We start from the raw sequence: 24,051 nt of genomic DNA on the forward strand, positions 1-24,051 counted from the left end.
ACCGGAGCCGGCTGGCAGCGTTCAGGCTGCTTTAATCCAGCACCGCGAGTGGAACCATCTCAGGTTCAACCAGCCACTCAAAATCCTCGTAGGCCAGCCTCACCAATTCCGTGTGAGTCCCCGCCGAGAAAAAGATGTATTCGTCTTCCGCAAGCTCCGGAGCAACGAACACCTTCAGGTTGTATAGATTGCCAAAGGGAGGAATCGCTCCCACGTCGCAGCCGGGGAAGAAATCCATAAACTCGCCTTCCTCGGCAAGCGTTACCTTCTTAGATCCGACGATCTCCGCGAGATAGCCGAGATCGACTTGTTCCGACGCGGGCAAGACTGTCATCACAAGCTCATCATCGAGCTTAACCATAACCGTCTTTGCCAATTCCCAACCTGACACATGCGCTTTAGCAGCTACCTCCTGGGCGGTGTAGGCGGGTGAATGGGTGATTCTCTGGTACTTGATACGGTGCAGATCCAAGTACTCAGTTATCCGGGCAATTGCCATAACGCATTCCTCCTGAATGTTAGTTTTAGACTACGTTCTTTGATACCGACAAACGTCGGCGCAGCCGCAATGGACAGCGTCGGCGGAGTTGCCTAGAATCTACGCCTAAAAGCGGCTTAAGTCCAACTGAAGCAGAGGAAATTGGAGAAATGCGAAGCCTTCAACTACGACTCGCTGGAGGGCCCATTATCTACGTCGTCTATGCTTTCGGCCCCAACGATTCGGGCATAGTCACCTAGCTTCGCATAGGCGTCCTCGAGATGATCCCTCCATTCCGATTGATGAGCCTGCTCGAGCACCACGAGTTTGTCCTCCACCATTTCCTGATGCCGCATGGCTACTGCCATGGACTCATCGCTACTCTGCAATTCACCGTTGGATTCCAAGTGGGTGTTCAAACTGTCCAAGGTCGCCCTCAAATCTTCGATTTGCTGGCTCCGCTCGATAGGGCTCAACGACTCGGGCGACTCGACTTGGTAAACGATGGCGTCTCCGGGGTTGGTCATTTCATCGTCATTCTCGATCAAAAGTAGACTCGCCAGAAAGCCCAGTGCCGCAGCACCCGCTACGGGAAGTACGATACGCTTCCCAAATCTCTTTTCTGTGTTTGAAATCTTCGTTTCTGACATAATTCGTTCGGTTGATGGTTAGTTGAAGCGGCGGATGAAGATTTGCCGCCGTGAACATCTACTAGAATTGCGATTTCGATGCCGATTAACCGGAATTCTCCCGAAACCGTGGCAAGTACCTACCATTTTCCATTTTCACGGTTCAGGGCAGCATCATCCTCTTGCACGATGCACTACAGCCCGATTCAAAGTGCAAAACAGTCAAGGAGCTTTGGAATACTTAAAACCCTCTCGTTTCCCTAGCTACCCATTTAGAAATTCGTCACTTTCAGACGCAAAGCACCCACGGATTTAACGGGAATCAAAAGGCGAACCGCTTCGTGGCTTCCCAGCTCCAAGATATCCTCGTCCAAAATAAGAGTCTCCGCTGGCTCAAGATCGGTCCAAGTTTCATAGTTCGAGCTAAATTGCCATGCCATGACAAGTGCTTCATCGGTCTTCAGTCGCGAAAAGTCCAATTGCCAGAATTCTCCAGTCTCATCCGCCATCCAGGTTAAGGACGGTATATGGCCGATATCGCCCTCCGCAGTATCGTATCCATAAATATACTCGAGGCCTAAAGAGAGCCCATCCTGGTCATGATCGACCGACGGCAGCGTAGCGTACTGTTCCAAGCCTCTTTCGCTCAACCACAGATAGAACCCCCAGGACCAAGCTTCCAATGCGGCATTTTCTGCCTGCAAACTCATGTTAGCCGGGCCTCCCCCAAACCTAGTCCAATCCGTATCCACCGATTGAACACCGGACTCTATCGCATAGACCGTCCCGCCATAGTCGCCAAACAGTACCTGACCATGGGAATCCAGAAGCGGTGAGCTATCGATGTAATTTAAAACCAGATGCTCCCAAAGCACAGCCCCTTCCGCATCCAATGCAGTCAAGCCGCTGACCTGGTTTCCTAAGTAGCTGCCCACTATGCTCGTACCAGCCGAAGCGACAAGAGGGGTGGAATAGAAAATATCGCCCACATAGCTCTCCCATTCCAAAATCCCGTTTTCATCGAGTTGATAAAGCGAACCATTTCTGGATCCAAATACGATCTCTCCATCCTCGCCAATTGTGACTCCCGTATCGATTTTTTCGTCCGATTCAAAGCTCCATTCCAAATTACCACTCGAATTCAACGCATATAAAATTCCGTTTCCTCCACCAAACAGAATCAAACCATCAGATGTAATCGTAACGGGAGATTTGATACGCCAATCCTCCGAGTCTTCCGGTTCATCGGTTTCAAAACGCCACCGCAATTCGCCATCGGAGCTAAGCGAGTAGAGAGCGCCGTCGTAGCATCCAAAATAAATCGAGCCGTCTCTTCCAATAGCCGCCGAGGAATCGATCTCGTCTCCCACCAGATAGCTCCACCGCAAGTTTCCACTCGCATCCAACGAATAAAAGAAACCGTCGGATGAACCAAAATACAGATTTCCAGAGGCATCGAGCGATGGTGAAGATACGATCAAATTCCCTGTTTCAAATTTCCAGAGTAGGTTTCCCGTAGTCGCATTCAGGGCATAAAGGTGGTTGTCCCAAGATCCAAAATACAGCGCGGATTCGTCATGCGAAAGAGTAGGCACCGACTCGACCCAGTCTCCTGTTTCATAGGACCACAACAGATTCCCATCCTTACTCAAAGCATAGACGCTCTTATCCCTGCTGGCCCAAAAGCTGTTCCCCGTTTCGGAAAGGCTCGGCGAAGCAAAAACCGCCCCACCCGTCTGAAACTCCCAAATCATGTCACCAGGAGCACCCTTCGCAGAAAGCGAGATAATCAACGAAACGCCGATCCAAAATTGGCGATGCGACCAGAGATTTAATAGCTTCACTGTCTATTCCTTTCCTTTCAATGGGACCACGAGCTCAAACACCGCGCCTTGCCCCTCGCTTCCTGCATAGCTCAAGCGAGCGCTTAACTGTTCGGACAACTGTTTACTAATGGCCAATCCAATTCCTGTACCGCCCGACTTCTCGCTGCCCATCGGCAGGAAAAGATTCTTACGTCTATCCTCAGGCACGCCTGGTCCGTTGTCTCTTACGAGAAAGACCGCATCAACCTCGCCAAATGCGATAGACACTCGAACGTCGCCACCGTCGCCTACAGCATCAAGAGCGTTTTGCACAAGATTGGATACAATTAGCAATGCGAGACTCGCCCGGTGCGATTCAAGTTCTCCGCGCCCCGTACAATCGACTTCAAAGCCAATATGCATCGTTTCAGCGATGGGTCCGAATCTCCGAGTCAACTCCTGCTTTAGGTCTTCCTCTTCTAGGTCGTATCCACTTGATAAAGACGCATCCTGCAGCATCTCGACTACCTCCTGCACAAGCTGATGCATGCGCTTGGCGGCATCATCGGCATCCACCCAATCTTCCTCATCCAATCCCACTCCACCTTGACGCTTCGCTTGCAGCACCTGCCTCACAGCGGCGAGCGGATTCTTCAATCCATGTATCAGATGTGCAGTTACAGAACCCAAGGCCGACGTACGCGCCAACATGGCCAACTCCTGATTCGCTTTTTGCAAATGAATCGATTTGTCAGCGAGCTTCCTTTTGCTGTCCAATAGTCGGGACCAAGCGAATCCCGAAATCAGAATAATGGCGAGGCACCCTACCCCAGATGCCGTCGCCCCCTGTCGGATCAGTCTCCGATCCAGGGTTTTAAATTCATCTTCTAAAGTTCTTCCATCCAAGAGATAGGCCGCCACACCGAGCGGAGTGTTATCCATCCCTGAACGAAGGGGCAAATAAACCGCGAGAGCGGAAAACGTCTCGCTATCGCCGAAGTTCAAAACTCCAAAATCATCTAGCGTCGCATCCTCCAATAAATCCGTGACAAACTTGTTTTTGCTGAATGCTTCGAGGGCTAAACTCTTCCCATGTTCGTAGCCATCAAATGTCTCAATTGTGCTTTTGAGCATCGAGCCTTCGACTGAATACAATCGGGCTGCGAAAACGCCGTTCGCTCCGGCCGACTCTAGCAAGCTCGCCCAAACCTGATCCTCCGAAAGCGTTTCGAACGAAAACAGAAGATACTCACTCTCGGCTTTTCGCAGCTCGTTTTCCACCATGAGAGAGAGCACATAGGCATCTCGCGACATAAACTGGGAGCGGATTTCATCTCGTACAGAGAATGAAACCCAGACAACAACCCCCACAAAAGAGACCATCACCAACAATAGCGAAAAGACACCCAGTAACCCTGACCTATCGGGCGGCAGCAAAACCTTCGTTTCGGCTTGTATTTCTTCTTTCATGACACCCGAACCTACTGCCAAAATCCCTTTGCACTAAACCCGACGTACATCGACTGCGTGTCGTAATCGAATATCAAGTCGTTGGAACGCTTTTTGACTTTTTCCGCCTCGGCGAAAAGTACCCAATTTTCCCCTAAACCTAATTCGAATCTGGGCCGGAAATAGACACTCCAATCGGATCGGCTGCTATCAATATCCACCACCATCCGATTGGGATAGGTAACCTCATTGTATCCCCAAGCGAAGTCCAATTTCCAGTTGGCCCGATGGAGCTCAAAGCTCTGCCTGAAATCAAGTTTCTGGCGTTCGTAATAGTCACCATCCACATCGTCTTCCACTTGCCAGTAGACCTTGGACTTCATCGCTAGAGGTGAATCTCCTCCCCAAGAATATAATTCGAGGCTTGTTCGAGCAGTCACAACCTCCAAGCCCATCGTATCACCATAATCGATACCGCTACCTCTCGAAAGTTTCTCGGAGTAGTCTTCGCCTCCCAATTCAATCCGAGCAGTAAGCTTGTGGGCCTCGCCAAGCCTCCTTTTCCATTGCCCTCCAAGTTTGGCATATTCGTAGTCCTCTAGGCTTTCCCCATAACGGAATTCACCCAGCGAAAAATCCAGCTGTGACGTGCTCAAACCTGAAGACGATTTATTGGAAAAGACCAATCCCACTTCTGGCGATACTAGCGACACTTGCTGGACCTCGTAATCAATCTCGAAATCCGATCGATCGAATGCTTGTCGAGAGGCAAGCCCAGCCCCAAAGACTTCTAGGTCGCTACGATCTCCGATTTTACTGACTGCCATGACTCGGGCCATGGCTAGATATTCGTCCTCTAAATTTTCGACATCCTCGTACCGTTTTGCTTCGCCCCAAAACAAAGCCATGAGATCCCAATCTTTGATGGCGGACGGCTTGTGCGCAAACAAATCGATAGCAGTACGCACGGACGCAGCATCTACACTACCGTCCGCGCTCAAAAGAACATTTTCCTTCCATCCGAAGGATACTTCCAGGTTCGCATCCAAACTGAGCGAGAGAAGATCGGTCTCCAAGGGAGCTACATCTACCGTTTCCGGGGCCATGTCGGTAAGCTCTGCTTCCCACGGCGATGGATCCTCCCAAGGATCAGTGGAGTCCAGATCTCCAAGTAAACTTTCGAACCATTCATCCTCGGGCAAAACGTCGCTGTCACTTGTATTCTGCCCCCAAATGGTGAATACACAGCCTGCAAAGCCGCTCACGAAAGTGATCAAGCTTCTAAGTCTGAGGAAGGGGAAAGTCATCGGAGTAATTTACGATTGATACATAGAGCGCAGACGGGTTCGACGACCCGTCCACGCCGTTCATACAGAATCTAGGCTTTGGCCGCGATTCTCATCTTAATCCTCGGGACGGCGGTCGCCATCCTGCATGTCGCCGATTCCTTCGATGATCTGACGGCGGCGTTCCTTGATTTCATTATGAGTCTGTTTCATTTCCTCCAAAAGCTCTAGACGGGCTGCTTCGCGCTCTTCAGCAGTCATGCCAGCCATGGCCTGAAACGCTTCTCGTCTCTGCTCGCGCAGGGCTTGCCGCTCGGCTTGTATTTCATCGCGAAGGGCCTGCAATTCTGGCGGCAATACTTCACGATCTGCGTAAGGGCGATTTTCTTGAGCGAATTGACGGGCCGCTTGACGCAGCTGCTTAGCCAATTCCTTCTGCTCGGCGATTACGTCTGCGTAGTCGAGTTTGAACTGTTCCCGAGCAGCAGCGATATCTTCACGAGTCGCATCTCCTCCCAAATCCGCCAAGACTGCTGCCCATGCTGCGGCAAGCTCGCGTTTAACTTGGTTGTATTCCTCGTATTGAGCTCGTGCTTCATCGGTCCAGGCCTCGCCCTCGAAACGGTCTCTCAACTCGCTGCGGAGACTTGCCACGATTTCCATTCTCAGCTCGCGGCTGGCCTGGATCTCTTCGGTCATCTCCAATACGTAGGCTTCGCGTGCTGCGATAATTTCATCGAGCGTCGCGCCTTCGCCAGGCTGATATTCATTTTCCCAAGTAGTTCTCAGTTCAGCTAGTCCTTGCTGGTACGCCAAGAGATCTTGCTGCGTCTCTTCCGGCAAATTTTGGTATGCCTTAAATGCTCGTTCGATCAACTCGTCGGAGGAATCGATCAACCTATCCACGATTCCATACTGACCCGCTTGGGTGTCGGAACCAAAATTACCTTGGCCGAATGTCGGCATGACCAAACTCACGGCGCCGAGCGTAATTGCTGCTACCAGATGTCTCTTATACTTTTTCATTGTATTTGGATTTAATAGTTTACGGTTTTGGCGACCGAAACTGGTATTGCAGAGAATGTGCCAAGCCATTCAAAACATCCTCAAACAACTGTAAGTCAGTATCTTGCGTATTTTCTACTTCTTTCAAACAAACAAACGCAACAGGCGATTCGGGTACTATTCACCAGACAAATCCGAGGGAGCTTCTAGCTCCTGGGGATTATTCACCACCCTTCTTGGACTTCCGGTAGCGAATGTAGTCTCGAGCCACTCCCAACAAGCGAGCCGCTTTCGAAACGTTTCCTTCGCATTGATCGATCGCCTTATCGACCAATCGATCAATGGCATCGTCTAGGGAAAAGCCGCTGTCGGGAAACGACCATCCGGGACGCAGCCAATCATCGCCACCGTCTGCCACACTCGGATTGGCACTGGCGTCGAGGCCCACAAAGCTCAAATCGCTAGGATCGCCCAACACGAGCGCCCGTTCGATTTCGTGCAAAAGCTCCCGCACATTCCCCGGCCAATCGTAGCTTAAAATCCAGCTCATGCACGCCTTCGAGAAACGAGCGTCCTGATAACCATATTTGCGGCTCAAGCCCGTCAGTAAGTGACTGGCAAGACGCTCCAGATCCTCACGCCTCTCACGCAATGGCGGGATCGTGAACGCCAGCAAGTTGAGCCGATGGTAGAGGTCCTCCCGAAATTCGCCTTTTTCGGAAAGCTCTTTAAGGGATCTGTTTGAGGCAGCGATCAAGCGAACATTTACCGCGATCTCCTTACTGCTTCCCAATCGCCGAATGCTCCCATCTTCAATAGCGGTTAGAACTTTGGCCTGTAGGCTCGGTGTTAGGCTCGCGATTTCATCCAAGAACAAAGTGCCTCCATCCGCAGCCTCAAAAAGGCCGATTCTCGCCTGCTTCGCATCGGTAAACGCTCCCTTCTCGTGGCCAAACAACTCAGATTCGGCGACTTGATCCGGCAAGGTGGCGCAATTGACCACGACCAATTCCTTGTTGCTTCGTGAACCATGGCTGTGAAGCCAGCGAGCGACCGTCGTCTTGCCTGTCCCTGTTTCCCCTTCGATCAGGACGGGAGGCAACTTGTCAGTCAAACGTCGGTCCGCCTCCAAAACCCGATCAAGCTGTTGTCGAAAGGCCTCCAAGGATTTTCCAAAAAATGGCCCTTCGCCAGAGCTCTCCGTCTGCGTGGGACTGTTGCGATGGCGTTTTAGCCGAGTCTCCCTGCGTCCACTCTGAGCCCGAGCAAGGACAAGAGGTAGCTCCTGCGGATCGAAGGGTTTGGCCAGATAATCGCTGGCTCCACGCTTGAGAGCTTCTACGGCAACAGAAACGCCACCATCCGCGGTCATGATCACAATTGGTATCTCGCCTTGTTCTCGAGCTTCCTCGATCAGGTCGAGTCCCAGCCCATCCGGCAAGTTCACATCTGCCAATACGTAATCGAGAGCCAGATCCCGCAGAGCATTCCGTCCCTCTTCCAAAGTCCCGACCGCGGTACAAGCAGCGCCCTGCGAATCAAGAAAGGCGGCCAAGCGCTTTCTTAGCAGGACCTCATCTTCAACGACCAAGATTTCACGACCACTCAGCAAACCGCTCATGTATCCATTAATCCCTCACTCCCCCATGGAATCAAGCCCCAAGACGATGTCGATTTCGGTCTTTCCATCGAGGCTACGGAGCGGAATACTAGATTCCATGGATTTCCACTTCTTCGTCGCCTCTCTCGCGAACCTTCTCTTAAGCATCACCTACACAGTCGTTTCACTCTTCTGTGGAGTCTATGCGATCAAGCTAATCGATCGATTTCTGCTCAAGAAAATAGACATGGAGGAGGAACTGAAAAAGAACAACATCTCGGTCGCAATATTCGCGGCGAGCCTGCTGCTCTTCGTCGCGATCATCATCTCCTTCGGCTTGAGAGCCTAGTGAAGCGGCAACACTTCAAGCTAATTCCAATCGCAATCGGAGTTTCATGCTTCGTGGTCGCTACCCTGCTGAAGGCTTACCTTTCTTCGCAGGGCATTTCAAGTAACCAATATCCAAATACAGACCACGAGCTTTCACTCAAAATAGAAGAGAGCCTTTCCCCCAGTAGCCCCACCGACTCCGACAAGATCTACGCCCTACCGAGCAATGCCGTCGCCAGTTCACTGAACGGAGGATACCGCTTGAGTGAGCTGGAAGTCACCGGGCAGCTGAATCTGTCGAACAAGGATCCGAAGCAAGACAAAGGCTTTATCTTTTTGGATTCGCTGAATCAGAAATTTATGGCTTCCAAACTGGGCTTGGATCACAAACACCATTTCCTGAACAGCTTCCTAGTAGACTACCATCCCTTCGAAGTTAAAGAATTCTGGATGCCACACCAGGTACTTAGCATGCGGCTCAAGTATCAGCTCGACAAAGAGCAATTCGCCGGATTCCAGGAAATATGGCTAAGCTCCTATGAGAGCTATCGCATCGGCCGTGGCGATTGCGAGGACCACTCAATCGCCTTGGCCGACTGGCTTATCGGCATGGGTGAAGACGCCAGAGTAGTGGTCGGTACCCACAAGGGCCAAGGGCATGCCTGGGTCGTTGTCATTCGCCCCAAAGGGACCTTTCTACTGGAATCTACGAGTAAGAAAAAACGCCGACTCTGGAGCAATTATCCGCTAGCTTCACTCGCCCAAGGGTACGTACCCGAAGCGATGTTTGATCGCGACTATTACTGGATCTCAGACCAAAGCGGAGATCCGAGCGACTATTCTGGTCCACAGTGGCTGAAAACAGGCCGCATTCATCGCTAGTACCCGACATCAGTCAAAGCCCTAAAATTCGACTTCTAGCACCCCAGTAATCGGGAAAACTAATTCGCCCTAGAAGCCGGCATGAATTTTCTAAGTTGCTTTATCTAAGCAATTTTGCCATTCAACCAATCAACCAGCGAAGGCCATATCCAGGTCGCTTTCGCGGAACCCATCCCGGATCGAGTGCTTGAACCAAGTCACAACCCACGCCTCTTGAGCGCGGCGATTTTCGCCTTGCTGGCGATCTGCTGTTTCAAGCTTAGCGCCGAGGAGAATCTGATTCGGATCGGGGTAGCAGAGAGCTACGCACCGCTAAGCGACAGCTCTACGGGCAAGCCGCAAGGATATCTGGTCGACTTGATCGAGCTTCTGGATGCTCAGGTGGACGAGGCTATCGAGCTCGACGACGACGACTGGCAATCGCTCGAGCAAAAGCTGGCAAACCGTGAGATCGACGCCCTTTTCGGCCTGTACTACAGCAAAGAGAGAGCCGAAAGATACAGTTTCGGACCAGAGATCTTTCTGAACCGAGTGCATTTTTATTTCAGGCGCTCCGCAAAGATCCGCGCCATTTCAGAGGCTCAAGGAGCAAAGGTCGCGGTGGCAGGGCCCGATTCCTATTTGAGGAAATTCGCAGAAGATCGCTTTCCTGAAATCGAGTGGGTCGTCAGTCGCGACTTGCCCGAAGCCCTCGATTTGATGCGGAAGGACCCCAGCGTGATCGGAGTCTTCGAAGAGGATGCTTTGGTCAGCTACTCTCAAAACGGGATCCGTGACTTAAACTTGGTAAAAACCGGAGCTCCCTTCATCGAGCGCAGTCTCCGGCCCGTGTCACTGCGAGACCAACCGGGGATAACGCGAAAGATAAGTCGCGGCCTAGATGCTATCGATCCCTACGCCAAAATAAGGCTGCAAGCGACCTGGCTGGGAGACATCGAAACAAGCCGATCAAATGCCGCCCCTATGCTGCGGCTGACTAAGTCCGAGCAAGAATTCATAGAGGGGCTGAAAAACGTGACCGTCGCATCTGATTCGGATGCTCCGCCCATTTCCTCAATTGCCAGTGACGGCACGCACAAGGGGATTCTTCACGATGTACTGGACCTAATAGAGGACCGAACCGGCTTCGTGTTCGACCGTATCATCATCAAGGATCGCGACGACATGTTGGACTCGCTTGCCGACGGACGAGCCATGTTGCGAGCCGGTACCCGAGAGGAGGACAAGAGTTCCATTGGCTACTTGAGCATTCCTCTGGTCTTGGTGACCAGCGATTCGGAGGCGACTCGTTTCAACCTGTCCGCCTTTGGAGGAGAAGAGGTGAGCATTGCCGAAAACAATCCCTACTTCGCCAAATTCTCAGACCAGTACCCGCAGATCACTTTCATTTCGGTAGATTCCGACAGGTCAGGCCTGGAAGACCTTACCCACGGAAGAGTCGCTGCCCACATCGGCGACTACGCCACCTGCACCCGTCTTTTGCAGGCAAGCTACGCCTCCGAACTGCAAATCGTGGACACTCTGGCTGAGTCGTTAAATCTTAGCCTAATCAGTTCGGATTTCGCGGAAGCATCCCAGCTCCTTGAGATAGTAAACAAGGCGATCGCCTCGATCAGCGAAGCGGAAGCCTCAGCGATCTACGACAATTGGGTAACTGCCAAAGTCCAAGAAGTGGTCGACTTCACGGCCTGGTGGAAACCGATCTCCGCTGTCGCAATCTGCCTTCTATTAGCGCTTCTGTGGAGGCTCAGCACCCTGCGGCTAAGGCGAGTCCTCGTTCAATCAACCGAAAGGCTTCTGCTGGCAAAAAAGGCCGGTGCGGGCGGTCAGTTCGAATGGTTTCCGCGCGAAGAACGCGTCACCTACAGTCCGGAGTTCTTCGAGGTGCTCGGATACCAGCCGGGCGATTTGGAGCATAACGAGCAGACAGTCGTAAACCTGACTCATCCCTCGGACTTGCGGCGATCCTACTACCGACAGGTACGTTGCACCCGAGAAGGCAAAGAATACGAGCACAAGATGCGCATGCAGCGATGCGATGGTACCTGGGCCTGGATAATGATGCGCGGAGTGCCGACCCATTTCTACAAGGACGGTTCGGTCAAGCGGTACATCGGGGTCCAAATGGACGTGACCGACCTTCAAAAGGCCTTGGAAAGCCAACGCGAGCAACAGGAGATCGCTCGCAAGGCAAGCAAGGCCAAGAGCGAGTTCCTCGCCAACATGTCCCACGAAATCCGGACTCCTATGAACGCGATTCTGGGATTCTCTCGGCTGCTGAAGCGCGACAAGACTCTCGATGGGCGCCAAATGGAATACGTCCAACTTATCAATACGAGCAGCGAACATTTGCTTAGCCTGCTGGATTCGATCCTAGACATGTCGAAAATCGAATCCCGCCACCTATCCCTCCTTCAGTCGCAGGTTAATCTGCCCCATCTATTGAATGAGGCAGCTGGCATTTTTCAGGCTCGCTGCGAAGAAAAGGGCGTCCACTTCGAATCATCCCTAGCGGAGAATTTGCCGTCTCGCATATTGGGAGACAGTACAAAGCTCCGCCAAATCATCTTCAACCTTTTGGTGAACGCGGTTAAATTCACCGACTCCGGCACGATATCCTTCAAATCTTGGGTAGACGACGGGCAGTTGTTCATCGAAGTAGCAGACGAAGGCTGCGGAATAGCTCCCGACGAGCTTTCGAAGCTCTTTGTGGCTTTCCAACAGGGCAAGGCTGGGCAAAAGCAAAGCAGCGGCACGGGTCTAGGTCTCGCCATCAGTCGAGAATTCAGCCGTTTGATGGGGGGAGACATAGTCGCAAGCTCGATACTGGACGTGGGCTCAACCTTCACGGTCAACATCCCATACGAGGCGATTGAAGCTTCACCCGACGATAGCGATTCTGTCACCATCGAGATCCCTTACCAATCTGCCGCAGCCAAGAGACTGCTCATCGTCGACGACAAGGTTTCAAACCTCCAATACTTGGAAAGATTCTTGGGCGAGTATGGTTTCGAAATCAGACTGGCATCCGATGGGAACTCCGCCATTGCCCAATGGAAGCTGTATTCGCCGGACTTGATCATTCTCGATATCCGTATGCCGATCATGGACGGATATCAAGTCGTGGAAAAGATCCGCAAAGACACGATATTCACCCAACCCAAGATCCTCGCTCTTACTGCCAGCGCCTTCGATCAGCAACGAGACCGAATTCTAAATCTAGGGGCTGACAAGTTCATGACCAAGCCGTTTGACGAAAACAGCCTACTCAAAACAATCGCCGCGCTGCTGGACCTTCCCACCACGCAAACGATAACCGAGCCATCCTTCGAAAAGCACTCCTCCGTAAACACCAAGAGTTTCGAGCTCACGTTAACTAAACGTCAAAAGGAAGAACTCATCGCCGCCTGCCATGGCGGCTATCTCGAAAAGATCGACTCCATCATAAAAGAGCTTCAAAACGATCAGCCCTCAGCCTCCGCGGAACTTTTCGCCATCGCTCGCAACTTTGATTACGAGCGGATCGCTAAAATCGCCGAGGACGCGGAACTCCAACACCCAACTCTTAATTAGTTCCCTTAGAATGCATTCGATTCTATACATCGATGACGAACCCCATAGTCTCAACTCGTTCAGGCTTAGCTTCGAGGACGAATTCCAAGTATTCACCGCTGCGAACACCTCTGAAGGCTATCAGATCCTAAAGGAGAACGATATACAGCTAGTGGTAACCGACCAGCGAATGCCAGTAGAGAACGGGACCGATTTCCTGAATCGTATTCGCAAGGACTTTCCGGGGACGGTACGTACCATACTCACTGGATACAGCGATATAGAAGCCATTCTGGATGCCATCAACGAGTGCCACATCTATTACTATTTCAAAAAGCCTTGGAAAGAAGAAGAGCTGAAATTGGCTTTTCGTAATGCCATCGAAGCCTCGAACCTGACGTCGGAAAACCAGAAGCTAATCGCGAGCCTCAAGAGAGCCCTTGTCGAACTGGAGCGTAAAAGCGATCAGCTAGAAGAACAGCTGCGCGATCGGGAAGGTCTCGTTCAGTCACTGCAGCGGACAAGCGAAGCAAAATCCAACTTCCTTTCAGTGATGAGCCATGAGCTCCGTACGCCGCTAAACCCGATTATCGGGCTGTCCGACATGGTCTCCCGAGTCGTGGAAGATTCCGAGACTCGCTCCCACATTGAGCTGATCAATCGCAGCGGAAAAGATCTCTTGGCTATGATCAACAGCATCATGGAATTCGTGCAGCACGGATCTCTTAGAAATCATGAAGTCTGCGCCCCAATTGATCTTTCCATACTCATTCATGACAGTGTGACGCTAGCCCGAACCACTCTCGAGGAAGGCCAGGAAGTGGAGATCAAAGGAAAGGTGATGCTGGACGGCGAGATCACGAATGACGAACTTGTGGTGATGAGCCATGCCGACGCTCTACGCCAAATTGTTCAAAACCTCGTGGCCAACGCATGTAAATTCACGGACAAAGGCTCGATAGAGATTTCCGCAAATCTCGCACCCACTTCCGACGGCGATACAGAGCTAAAGCTTTCGGTAAAGGACACAGGAATCGGTATCGATAAAAAGGATACCGACGCAATTTTCGAGGCGTTTGCGCAAGTGGATCAATCCTTGTCCCGAAACTACTACGGTCTCGGCTTGGGCTTGGCTATCTGCAAGCAAATCTCCGAAAGCGTGCACGGAAAACTATCCGTCGAGAGTGAACCGGGTAAAGGTAGCTCCTTTAGTTTCTCACTTCCAATTCCTCGGGAGGCTCAATTCTCTTTTCCAGCTCATCAGAGGGCCGAAACCGATTCGCCACTGGTGGGGAAAAGCTGCCTAATCATCGAAAGAGATCCGCACCATCTGGCATACATAAAAGCGACCATTAAACGCTTGGGAGGATCCTCCAAAGTTGGCCGCAACCACCAAGACGCTGTCGACGCTTTGCGGCGACAAGAGTTTGATCTGATCATCATCGATGTTTCCCCTTCCGGCAGAGACAACGAAGCGATTCTCTCAGAGGTAGAGGCTATCAGGTTAGATCAAAGGCCAATTGTAGTCTTCGTGGGCAATAGTCCTCCATCTCCCGGACCTAATTTGCAATTACTCGGAGTCGCCGCGTTCCTGCAAAAGCCCTTGAAGCTCGGTGAGCTTACTCAGGTTTTAAACGCTTCACGCTAAAGGAAACTATGGATCCGAGATCCGAGAGTATAATGATCGTCGATGACGTGCAGCAAAACCTGAGGCTGCTCTGCGAAATACTTTCTGATCACGACTATCAGCTTCGCCCTTTCTCCCAGCCAATAAATGCTCTCAAATCCGCCTTCGATCTCCCGCCAGACCTAATCTTGCTGGACGTCAACATGCCGGAAATCGACGGCTTCGAATTCTGCAAGCGAATCAAAGCAAACGAAAGTACCTCACGCATTCCAGTCATCTTCATAAGTGCCCAAAAAGATAACGCCGGCATTCTAGAGGGCTTTCGTCATGGTGCCGTCGACTACATAACCAAACCATTCCAAGCGGGCGAAGTAATCTCTCGAATTCAGACGCATCTAAAACTGCAACGATATCAAAAGGAGCTCAGCGACAAGAACTCCAATTTAGAAAGGGCCATGGCGGAGCTAAAATCCACACAAGCCCAACTGGTTCATGCCGAAAAAATGGCATCCCTCGGGGTGCTCACTGCAGGTATAGCGCACGAGATCAACAACCCAATCGCCTTCATCCAAGCTAATGCTAATGTGATGGCCAAACGACTTGAGCAAATGAGCCAGGGAAGTCGTTCCTTCGGCCCTAAAGAACAGATTGACTGGAAGCATCTCAGCGAGGGCTTCCTCGACGGGTCGAAACGCATCGCGGACATAGTCAAAAGCCTCCAGACTTACGCCCGAGTGGACGAGGTTGGCCTCAAGGAATATGATCCGAGTCTGAATATAACAGCCACACTAAAACTTTTTTCTCATCGCACAAAGCGAGGGATGAACCTCAGCTCGAACATCCAGAAACCGGAAAAAAAGCTCTGTGCCAATCCGGGCAAAATAAACCAAGTCTTCACTAACTTGCTAAGCAACGCGATCGCTGTCCTGGAGGGTATGGAAACCTCTCAGGAGAAAATCATCAAAATCGACGCCCGAACGATTCGGGAGGAAGACCAAGATTGGTATATGATCCGCGTAGAGGACAATGGCCCCGGACTGAAAGAAGGGCAGGAGGAACGAATCTTCGACCCCTTTTACACGACCAAAGAACCCGGCAAGGGTTTGGGCTTAGGCCTATCGATCGCCAGCAAATTGATGGAGGAGCACAAGGGGAAACTTCGCGTCTTCAGAGCTTCGCCAGGATGCGTATTCGACATCCTGATACCGCACTAATCAATTAATTAGGATTCGCGCTAGGCGATTAGAGTAACGCTCGACCATTCTCCAAGCTCATGGATCTGCACATCCTTCCAATCGCGAAGCGGCTTGAAGGAACTGGCAACCTTTTCCGCTTCATGGGTTAGGATGCCGCTAAGTATCAAAGTGCCACCCTCTGCGACAACCGGAGCGATCTGCTCGCAATACTCGATCAGCACCACTGCCAAAATATTCGCCATCACGATATCGTAAGGCTGCTCCGAGAAGCCAGTGGTAAGATCATCAACCTTGAATGGGACTTCCGGAGTCCCGTTTAGCTCTCCGTTTTCGACAGCGATGCGCACTGCGTCTGGGTCGTTATCAAAACCGGCGACATCTCCGAAACCAAGACGCTTCGCAGAAATAGCCAAAATACCAGATCCACACCCCGCGTCTACAACCTTGAGTTCCCCGATGGAGTCAGCCCCTAGACGTTCACGAGCCTCAATCAATCGTTCTACGCAAAGGCGAGTCGTACCATGATTCCCCGTGCCAAATGCCATTCCGGGATCAAGCCAAACAGCCTCATGACCATCAGGCAGCTCGTATTCACCTTTTAACCACACCGGAACCCAATGCAGCGGACCTATGGCCCAAGGCTTAAAGTGTTCCTTATAGCTATCCTTCCAGTCGGAATCCTTGATTTCACGAATCTTGGCCTCGCCAGACACTTGAGCGATCGAGGATAATTCGTCCCAAGCCGCTTTAGCCTCTTCTTCCGTATCGTAGATGCCCTGCACACGATACCCCTTGGCTTCGAAATCCTCGAAAAGGTTCCAACGGGTGGCGTCTTCTACCTCGAAAACGGCATCTTCCAAGACCGCGAATTCCTCTTGGCTAACAAAAATGGTTATCTCGTACATGACTATCTTTTTGCCTACTTGGCTTCAGGTCCCTTTTTGAAGAATGTAGCTCCTAGCATTCCGCCTAAAGAGCCTAAAACGAGCGACAAGACCGTTCCCGCTATGAATATGCCCACTAGAAACATAGTGGCATTGTCGGAGACGAAAATTCGCTCCCCTACCTCAGCAGCTTCGGGTTGGCCCGACTCGTAAGCCTGCCTAATAAATTCCTCACGAAGCTTTGCCCACTCTTCGTCCGTGATGGAAGGCAGGGCCCAAAGCGGAAACGCGACGAAAGTAATCAACATTCCCAGGAAGGAGGAAATGGCTCCCATTTTCACTCCAGTGAAAATCGAGATAGTGATGCCAAAACGTTTCGCGAAGTGGCCCGCCGCCGCCAAGCCACCTATCACGAAATGAATACACAGGAAGAGGTAACTGTAGCCTACAAATCCGAGCACCGCGGTAATGGCGGCAGCCAGAGCAATGGATTTCTTCTGCGAACAGGTGTCGAGATCCACGATCTCGTCTTCGTCTCTTTCAAGTAATTCGCTCATATTCGGGCCAGCATTGTAGCTTCGACAGACTCGAGGCGAGGCTATTTTCCGGGTCCGAGTCCGGAAAAGATTTCAGCAGGCGACACAGAACTGTCCGCGCTCAAATCGAGAAATCGTCCCCTATCAGCCACTTGCCCCCGAAACCACGTCCTCTGCTTCTTGGCGAGCCGACGGGTGTTTACCGTTATCCGCTCGACGAGCTGAGCCTGATCGTATTCGCCCTTGAGATACGCGATCGTCTCTCGGTAGCCGATTGACCTGCAGGCACTCGGATTCTCTTCGATTCCACGCTCCAGCAAACGCTCAACTTCCTCGACGAGTCCCATATCGAGCATAATCCCCACCCTGCTGGCGATTCGCTCATTCAATTCCTCCGTTTCCCGCGTCAAAATGCAAAGTTGCTTGTCCGCCTCGGTCAGCGAATTCGACTGGCCTGCAAACTCTCGCTTGAGCTGCTGCAAAGTCTTCCCGGACTCAAGACATCGCTCCAATGCCTTTTGCACGCGCCGAGGGTTTTCAATGTCTAAGCCATCTATGCCCAAGGGGTTGCGGTCGCGGAGTTCTTCCACCGCGGCAGAAAGGCCTCGCTCCATAAAACTAGATACCATCTCTTTCGTATCGTTCGAAACGTCCACCGCGTCCACGACCGGATCAAAAAAGGCTTTCAGATAAAATCCGCTACCGCCGACCACAAGGACCCTTTTTCCCCTCCCCTGGATCTCTCTGATCACCTCTTTCGCGAGATCTAGGTAGCGGCCCACATCCATTTGTTCGCAAGGCTCTAGGATATCAATCAAGTGATGCGGAACTCTCGTACGCTCAGAGGAATCAGGCTTGGCGGTGCCGATATCCATACCTCGGTAGAAGAGCAGCGAATCGCAATTGACGATTTCCGCACCGAAGGCTTCCGCCCAGCTGAGGGCATACTCCGTCTTGCCAACCGCGGTACAGCCAGTCAGGCAATAAATCGTACTCAGCGAGTCCTTCTTTCGCCCTTTGTTACTCTTGTTCCCTGACATCTGTTACCCTTCCGTAACCATGGAGTTACAGGCGAGTTACATCTCCTGCGAGCGAATACAATTGACTCGCGCCTGCTCATTCGAGCGTCATTACGAAGAGCAAGAAAACATACCACGCCTCCTTGGTTAGCTCGCAACTCATGAAGAAGCCTCCGCTCAGATACAAGACGATCTTCATATCAGATGTCCACCTCGGCACTCTGAATTGCAAGGCGAAGGAATGTTTGCACTTCCTGAAAAACACTCGCTGCGACCGGCTGGTCCTAAACGGCGACATCATCGATGGCTGGCAGCTCGGGCGCGGAAGCAAATGGAGCAAAATGGACACGAAGTTCGTTCGCTACATTCTGAAACGCGTCGAAAAGCAGCAGCAAGAGGTCATCTACCTGCGTGGTAATCACGACGATATCCTAAGCCGTTTCCTTCCGATGGAGTTTTCAACGGTGAAAATCGTCGAAGACTACATTCACGAAAACGCAAACGGCCGCTATTTGGTGCTGCACGGAGACGTGTTCGACACCATTACCAAGAATTTCACCTTCCTCGCTCATCTCGGCGATTGGGGCTACAAAATGCTAATGAGCCTAAATCGCTGGTACAACAAGTACCGATCCTGGAGGGGCAAGGAGTACTACTCCCTCTCCAAAGCGATCAAAGCGAAAGTAAAAAAAGCCGTCAGCTTCATTTCCGATTTCGAGGAAAAATTGGCTAAATTGGCCGCCTCGAGAGATTGCGTAGGTGTAATCTGTGGCCATATCCACACTCCCGCAGACAAACACTGCGAAGGGATGCACTACCTCAACTCGGGCGATTGGGTCGAATCGTTGTCTGCGATCGTCGAACACCAGGATGGCCGATTCGAGCTCATCCACTTCTCCGAATTCTTGGCTGAATACCCAATGAAGCAGGAGGAAAACGCTAACGAGATCGAAGACGAACTAGACGCCGACTTCCCTCGGGGATTGGCGGCGGAAGGCTTCTAATTGATCGGCAAGGCCGTTTGCCGGCCCGTTGTTTTTCGGCCGTAGAGCAGGAAAACCTTGGCGTGTTCCCACTGGTATTAACGCCTAAGCTATCCTAGTCAATTAACCCCAGTTTCTGATTAAATTGACATACGGCATTTAAGTACTACTCCACCAAAGGATAGGGAGTTTAACCGTTTTTTTAATTTCGGAAAACTCTGACCAAACATCCGACCTCTAAATCTGACCTCCATACAACATGGCACAAGAAGACATCCAATCAGCCGCTGACGCTGTAAGTTCAGCAAACGAACCCGACGGGATTATGAGTTTCTTCACCGAAGAACGTCTCGACGGGATCTTGGCTTGGGCTGCGGAAAACGCGCTTAAGGTAGTGGCTGCGATTCTCATTTTCGTAATCGGAAAGTGGATCGCAGGCAAAATCCGCAACGGCGTTAAAAAAGCCATGGAGAAGAAGGAAGTCGATCCGGCTCTGGTCTCTTTCGGCGTCAACATCATCTACTACGTTTTGATGATCGCCGTTATCTTGGCCGCGGTTCAACAGGTTGGATTCCAAACTACTTCACTCGTCGCCATACTCGGTGCTGCTGGCTTGGCAGTGGGCATGGCCCTGCAGGGCTCCCTCTCAAACTTCGCTGCTGGCGTGCTCATCATCATGTTCCGCCCATTCCGCATCGGAGACGTAATCAATGCTGGTGGTCAGACTGGTTGCGTTAAGGAAATCGGCGTACTCGTCACCATCATGACTAGCCCAGACAACAAGAAGATCATTATGCCAAACTCGGCGATCATGTCTGGCTGCATCACTAACATCACTGCCCACGAAACCCGTCGTGTCGACATGACGGTCGGTGTCAGCTACTCGGACGATTTGGACAAGGTTCAAAGCATTATCCTCGATGTGCTGAATGCCGACAGCCGCGTCCTCCAAGACCCAGCTCCTCAAGTGGTCGTTGCAGAACTCGCAGACAGCAGCGTCAACTTCAACGTTCGTCCATGGACCAAGGGCTCAGACTACTGGGGCGTATTCTTCGACTTCCAGAAGACCATCAAGCAACGCTTGGACAAGGAAGGCGTCACCATTCCATTCCCACAGCAAGACGTCTACATGCACCAAGTCGACAAGGCGTAAGCCTTAAGACAGACACTTTCAAATACGACAAAGCCGCAGCGTTTCAGCTGCGGCTTTTTTGTATCCAATTAAAAAAACGTGAGCTTTCGCTCAACGCATTCCTAGCGGTTTATCCAACACCTCACGCAGAACGAATGCGGTCTTGAGCGACGTCTGATCCTTCAGCTCTCGGTTGAGCTTCTCCCTGATCACGGAAGTTGAAGCGAGCGACTTTTTGTCAGCATAATGATTATCGCGAATCCGAGAGACCTTTTCGCGAGCCACGCGTTCCATCCGCTTCGCCTGTTCCATCTTACGCTCAATCTCCTCCCTTCGCTTTGCATAAGGGTCTAGAGTCTTGAAATCGATAGGTTCACTCTGCTCCACTGGAACTGGAACAGGAACAGGTTCAGGAATACGAGAGGGAATCTCTCGATAGCTTTCAGGTTCCGGGTCAAACTCGATGACTGTAGGTCCAGCGTCAGGCTCCGGAATAGAGCTCACCTTTCCCTGCCTCTCGAGTATTTTACGGCGAATCTCCTCTTGGATCTTACGAGCTCTCTCCTGAGCCTCAGGATCTGGCTCATCCTCGCCCGACTGACTAGGCGTCTTTAGAGCATTGATTATGTATATGATGAAGATGACTACAGGAGCCAGCTTCCCCAAGTTTTCTAGCAACCAATCCATGACGGGCTACTTAGCGTCCTTTTCGCTTTCGCCCTTACCGGAGATAGAGTCTCGCATACGAGTATCGGACTCTACGTTTTTCATCTTGTAGTAATCCATTATACCCAGATTTCCACTACGGAAGGCTTCAGCCATGGCGAGCGGTACTTGCGCTTCGGCTTCAACCACCTTGGCACGCATCTCTTGCACCTTCGCCTGCATTTCCTGCTCAAGAGCAACCGCAGCGGCACGGCGAATTTCCGCCTCTGCTTGAGCCATATTCTTATTCGCCTCCGCTTGGGCCTCCTGCAGAAGAGCTCCTACGTTTTGACCCACATCGACATCGGCGATATCGATAGAAAGAATTTCAAAGGCAGTTCCCACATCTAGCCCTCGCTCGAGCACAACCTTGGAAATGCTGTCGGGGCTCTCGAGGACCTTCTTGTAGGTGTCTGCAGAACCAATAGTGGTTACGATACCTTCACCCACACGAGCGATGATAGTCTCTTCCTTGGCGCCGCCCACGAAACGGTCGAGGTTCGTCCTAACCGTCACTCTCGCCTTAGCCTTAACTTGTATCCCATCTTTGGCGACGCCATCGATTGTCTTTTTCGGACCATCCTGGCTTGGACAATCGATCACCTTCGGGTCTACCGAGGTTCGCACGGCTTCCACAACAGACTTTCCGGAACCCTTGGTCGCAAGGTCTATCGCGCAAGCGCGCACCCACTCGAGGCTGATACCCGCTTTCTTGGCCGCGATGATAGCTTGCACAGTAGGGATCAGATTACCCCCTGCCAAATAGTGAGCTTCCAGCTCTCCTTCCGAAAGATTGATGCCTGCCTTTACGGCTGTAATTTTCGCATCCACTACCGTACTGTAAGGAACTCCACGAAGCCGCATAGCCACCAACTTCGCAAATCCCACCGCGGCATCGGACAAGATCGCCTTCAACCATGTCTGGAAGAAAGATAGCAGATAAAGAAAAACTACTAGTCCGATAATACCCGCCACTACCAAGGCGATTGTGATCATTGTGCTATTCATAATTATATTTTGGATACTGTTACTTTAAATTGATCAAAAGATTCTATTTTCACGGCTGCCCCCTTCTCGATGAACCCGCTGCAAGAAACCGCTTCCATCTTTTTTCCCTCACAAAGGATATAACCACTGGGAGCCATGGCAGTCGCGGTGCTGCATTCCTTACCAATCATCGACTCATCGCCGACCGCATTCTGGCTGATCCCATCCACCTTGTCTTGCAGAAAAAATTTCTTACCTGCCGGCGTCTTGGGGAGCACCTTGAATTCAAACCAAAGACAAGCGACCAAACCTGCTAGGCCAATTAGAAAAACGATAATGGCTCCCTCTGCTCCGTAGCCATCGTAAGCAAAGCCCACCGCAGCGATTAAACTCAAGCCTCCGAAAATCCCAACAATCCCGCCGGGGATAAAGATCTCCAACATGACGAGCCCTAGGCCGAGTATGATCAGTCCAACTAATAGGCTCATGATTGAACCTCCTCTACAATGTATCCAAAATCTCTTTTCGACACGACTCGAAGAGGAACCCCTTTTCTGGCTGTGCCAAACTCGAGTTTCGCTTCGTAGCGTTTTCCGTGAACTTCGATTTGGCCGGACGGAACGAGATCGGTGGTCGCTATCGCCATCTCCCCTACGATTCCCACAGCTTCCTGGGCGACTGGCTCGTCGCTCTCCACAGCAAGAGATTCCTTCAACACCAATCGATCCCAGATAAACGTTTTCGGCAAAAAGCGGGCGAGAACCAAGATAAGAACAATACCCATAAGGGTGCCGCCTAGAAGGTTTTGGATCGGTCGTTCAAACATCTCCCAACTCCAAGTGAAGTCCGGTGTCTCCGCCGGCCAAACATCCGCCATGGACCATACGAGGCTTACCATCAAAAAAACGAATCCGGGAATAGCAAATATGAGAACGCCAGGGGCAACCACGATTTCCAATACCAACAGAGCAATACCGATCACGAAGAGCAGCAGCGGTTCGTGTCCCGAGAGACCAGCGACGTTGTGCCCGAAAATGGCTATCAAAAAGAAAACGACCCCAACTATTCCGAAAATCCCAAATCCAGGTGATTGAAATTCCACATACACGCTTATCACCGCTACGGCTAAGAGGAAAGGAGCCAACGAGACAATAAACTGTGCTAGATTCAGAGACCAAGTTGCCTCGAATTTCGTGACTGTTGGATCGGTATTCGAAGACAGAATACTTACCAACTCATCCAAATCCGCCACGATACCTGAGCCCAGCAAAGCCACCGGAGGGTCTCCGAAAGTCTCGTGGGCTCGTTTGGCAGTCAAGTTGAGCAACTCTCCTTCAGGAGAGATCACCGCATCTCCGATTTTAAACTCGAAGTCCGGATCCATCATAGCCCGAATCACGTCGCTACGATATGGATACTCCTCAGTGTACGCCTCCATCTTAGCATTCAAGTAAGACATCAATTTCCGCTTCATCGACTCATTGATATCTTCCCCTTGCCCGGTAACAGGCTCCGCACTGCCGATCACAGCTTTGTCCGTAAAATAAATTTCATCCGTGACTGACGCGATGATTGCTCCTGCTGAAATCGCTTCGTCATTAACGAAAGTAACCGTCTTACCGGGAAAGCGATCCAGTACCTCCATAATTTCCAGAGTCGCATCCAAGCGTCCTCCCGGAGTTTTCATATCCAAAATTACAGTTCCATAGCCTTCGGCGATCGCGGTTTTCACCCCGCCTCGTATAGCGAACAAGGTTGGCTGGCCGATCTGATCCTGCACAGGAATGACATAGAAAGTGGCGTCATTCCCAGCTGAAGAAACATCAGAGAGGGAAGCAGGTTCCGAGTTTTGCAAAGTCTGGCCATCTAGGCCAGAGATCAGGGAAAAAACGTAACAAAGCAGGGGAAAGAAACGAATTCTCATGGGTTAACTTAACTTGTTCCAACAAGATACGAATAGCAAGGT

General features: G+C 51.4%; 21 protein-coding genes. 7 read left to right on the plus strand and 14 right to left on the minus strand.

From position 1 onward, the window contains the following. Nucleotides 1–31 precede the first annotated feature (31 nt). The 7 genes from H5P27_RS09840 to H5P27_RS09870 form a co-directional block, all read right to left on the minus strand. Nucleotides 32–499, minus strand: coding sequence for an aminoacyl-tRNA deacylase (locus tag H5P27_RS09840; RefSeq protein ID WP_185660228.1), 468 nt, complete (start codon nt 497–499; stop codon nt 32–34). Nucleotides 500–663: 164 nt separating this feature from the next. Then, complete coding sequence (locus H5P27_RS09845; protein ID WP_185660229.1) at nt 664–1,128, minus strand: hypothetical protein; 465 nt, start codon at nt 1,126–1,128, stop codon at nt 664–666. A 251-nt stretch (nt 1,129–1,379) separates the two neighbouring features. Beyond that, nucleotides 1,380–2,951: an outer membrane protein assembly factor BamB family protein gene (locus H5P27_RS09850; protein WP_185660230.1), complete on the minus strand. Its 1,572-nt coding sequence runs from the start codon at nt 2,949–2,951 to the stop codon at nt 1,380–1,382. A gap of 3 nt (nt 2,952–2,954) precedes the next feature. Beyond that, nucleotides 2,955–4,382, minus strand: a complete 1,428-nt coding sequence (locus tag H5P27_RS09855; RefSeq protein WP_185660231.1) for a sensor histidine kinase — start codon at nt 4,380–4,382, stop codon at nt 2,955–2,957. A gap of 11 nt (nt 4,383–4,393) precedes the next feature. Further along, on the minus strand, nt 4,394–5,668 hold the full coding sequence (locus H5P27_RS09860) for a hypothetical protein (protein ID WP_185660232.1): 1,275 nt from the start codon (nt 5,666–5,668) through the stop codon (nt 4,394–4,396). 96 nt (nt 5,669–5,764) lie between these two features. Continuing rightward, nucleotides 5,765–6,673 (minus strand): hypothetical protein, encoded by a 909-nt coding sequence (locus H5P27_RS09865; protein ID WP_185660233.1) that lies wholly within the window; start codon nt 6,671–6,673, stop codon nt 5,765–5,767. A gap of 199 nt (nt 6,674–6,872) precedes the next feature. Then, complete coding sequence (locus H5P27_RS09870) at nt 6,873–8,273, minus strand: sigma-54-dependent transcriptional regulator (protein ID WP_185660234.1); 1,401 nt, start codon at nt 8,271–8,273, stop codon at nt 6,873–6,875. Nucleotides 8,274–8,298: 25 nt separating this feature from the next. Here H5P27_RS09870 and H5P27_RS09875 point away from each other — a divergent pair, with 25 nt between their 5' ends. The 5 genes from H5P27_RS09875 to H5P27_RS09895 all read left to right on the plus strand — a co-directional run bounded on the left by H5P27_RS09875 (nt 8,299) and on the right by H5P27_RS09895 (nt 15,857). After that, nucleotides 8,299–8,601, plus strand: a complete 303-nt coding sequence (locus H5P27_RS09875; RefSeq protein ID WP_221774669.1) for a DUF350 domain-containing protein — start codon at nt 8,299–8,301, stop codon at nt 8,599–8,601. 53 nt (nt 8,602–8,654) lie between these two features. Then, nucleotides 8,655–9,464 carry a transglutaminase-like domain-containing protein gene (locus H5P27_RS09880; RefSeq protein WP_221774670.1) on the plus strand — a complete coding sequence of 270 codons (810 nt, stop codon included), beginning with the start codon at nt 8,655–8,657 and terminating at the stop codon, nt 9,462–9,464. A 114-nt stretch (nt 9,465–9,578) separates the two neighbouring features. Then, nucleotides 9,579–13,037: a response regulator gene (locus H5P27_RS09885; protein ID WP_185660236.1), complete on the plus strand. Its 3,459-nt coding sequence runs from the start codon at nt 9,579–9,581 to the stop codon at nt 13,035–13,037. A gap of 10 nt (nt 13,038–13,047) precedes the next feature. After that, nucleotides 13,048–14,664, plus strand: a complete 1,617-nt coding sequence (locus tag H5P27_RS09890; RefSeq protein ID WP_185660237.1) for an ATP-binding protein — start codon at nt 13,048–13,050, stop codon at nt 14,662–14,664. An 8-nt stretch (nt 14,665–14,672) separates the two neighbouring features. Next, nucleotides 14,673–15,857, plus strand: coding sequence for a sensor histidine kinase (locus tag H5P27_RS09895; protein WP_185660238.1), 1,185 nt, complete (start codon nt 14,673–14,675; stop codon nt 15,855–15,857). A gap of 20 nt (nt 15,858–15,877) precedes the next feature. Here H5P27_RS09895 and H5P27_RS09900 read toward each other — a convergent pair whose 3' ends face one another. The 3 genes from H5P27_RS09900 to miaA are packed head-to-tail and all read right to left on the minus strand — an operon-like array spanning nt 15,878 to nt 18,299. Further along, on the minus strand, nt 15,878–16,744 hold the full coding sequence (locus tag H5P27_RS09900) for a 50S ribosomal protein L11 methyltransferase (protein WP_185660239.1): 867 nt from the start codon (nt 16,742–16,744) through the stop codon (nt 15,878–15,880). Nucleotides 16,745–16,758: 14 nt separating this feature from the next. Then, nucleotides 16,759–17,280: a hypothetical protein gene (locus tag H5P27_RS09905; protein WP_185660240.1), complete on the minus strand. Its 522-nt coding sequence runs from the start codon at nt 17,278–17,280 to the stop codon at nt 16,759–16,761. Between the two features lie 41 nt (nt 17,281–17,321). Further along, nucleotides 17,322–18,299: a tRNA (adenosine(37)-N6)-dimethylallyltransferase MiaA gene (miaA, locus tag H5P27_RS09910; RefSeq protein WP_185660241.1), complete on the minus strand. Its 978-nt coding sequence runs from the start codon at nt 18,297–18,299 to the stop codon at nt 17,322–17,324. A gap of 140 nt (nt 18,300–18,439) precedes the next feature. Here miaA and H5P27_RS09915 point away from each other — a divergent pair, with 140 nt between their 5' ends. Both H5P27_RS09915 and H5P27_RS09920 read left to right on the plus strand, forming a co-directional pair. Further along, nucleotides 18,440–19,282 carry a UDP-2,3-diacylglucosamine diphosphatase gene (locus tag H5P27_RS09915; RefSeq protein ID WP_185660242.1) on the plus strand — a complete coding sequence of 281 codons (843 nt, stop codon included), beginning with the start codon at nt 18,440–18,442 and terminating at the stop codon, nt 19,280–19,282. Between the two features lie 238 nt (nt 19,283–19,520). Further along, nucleotides 19,521–20,414, plus strand: coding sequence for a mechanosensitive ion channel family protein (locus H5P27_RS09920; protein ID WP_185660243.1), 894 nt, complete (start codon nt 19,521–19,523; stop codon nt 20,412–20,414). A 90-nt stretch (nt 20,415–20,504) separates the two neighbouring features. Here H5P27_RS09920 and H5P27_RS09925 read toward each other — a convergent pair whose 3' ends face one another. The 4 genes from H5P27_RS09925 to H5P27_RS09940 are packed head-to-tail and all read right to left on the minus strand — an operon-like array spanning nt 20,505 to nt 24,009. Continuing rightward, the gene (locus tag H5P27_RS09925) at nt 20,505–21,080 is read right to left on the minus strand and encodes a hypothetical protein (protein ID WP_185660244.1); all 576 of its coding nucleotides are present in this window, start codon (nt 21,078–21,080) and stop codon (nt 20,505–20,507) included. A 6-nt stretch (nt 21,081–21,086) separates the two neighbouring features. Further along, entirely contained in the window at nt 21,087–22,106 is a 1,020-nt protein-coding gene (gene floA / locus H5P27_RS09930) for a flotillin-like protein FloA (RefSeq protein WP_221774671.1), read from the minus strand. Nucleotides 22,107–22,108: 2 nt separating this feature from the next. Next, nucleotides 22,109–22,573: an NfeD family protein gene (locus H5P27_RS09935; RefSeq protein WP_185660245.1), complete on the minus strand. Its 465-nt coding sequence runs from the start codon at nt 22,571–22,573 to the stop codon at nt 22,109–22,111. Further along, nucleotides 22,570–24,009 (minus strand): NfeD family protein, encoded by a 1,440-nt coding sequence (locus H5P27_RS09940; protein ID WP_185660246.1) that lies wholly within the window; start codon nt 24,007–24,009, stop codon nt 22,570–22,572. The genes H5P27_RS09935 and H5P27_RS09940 overlap by 4 nt, the downstream gene beginning before the upstream one ends. Nucleotides 24,010–24,051 lie beyond the last annotated feature (42 nt).

The sequence above is a fragment of the Pelagicoccus albus genome (genome assembly GCF_014230145.1).
Lineage (GTDB): Bacteria > Verrucomicrobiota > Verrucomicrobiia > Opitutales > Opitutaceae > Pelagicoccus > Pelagicoccus albus.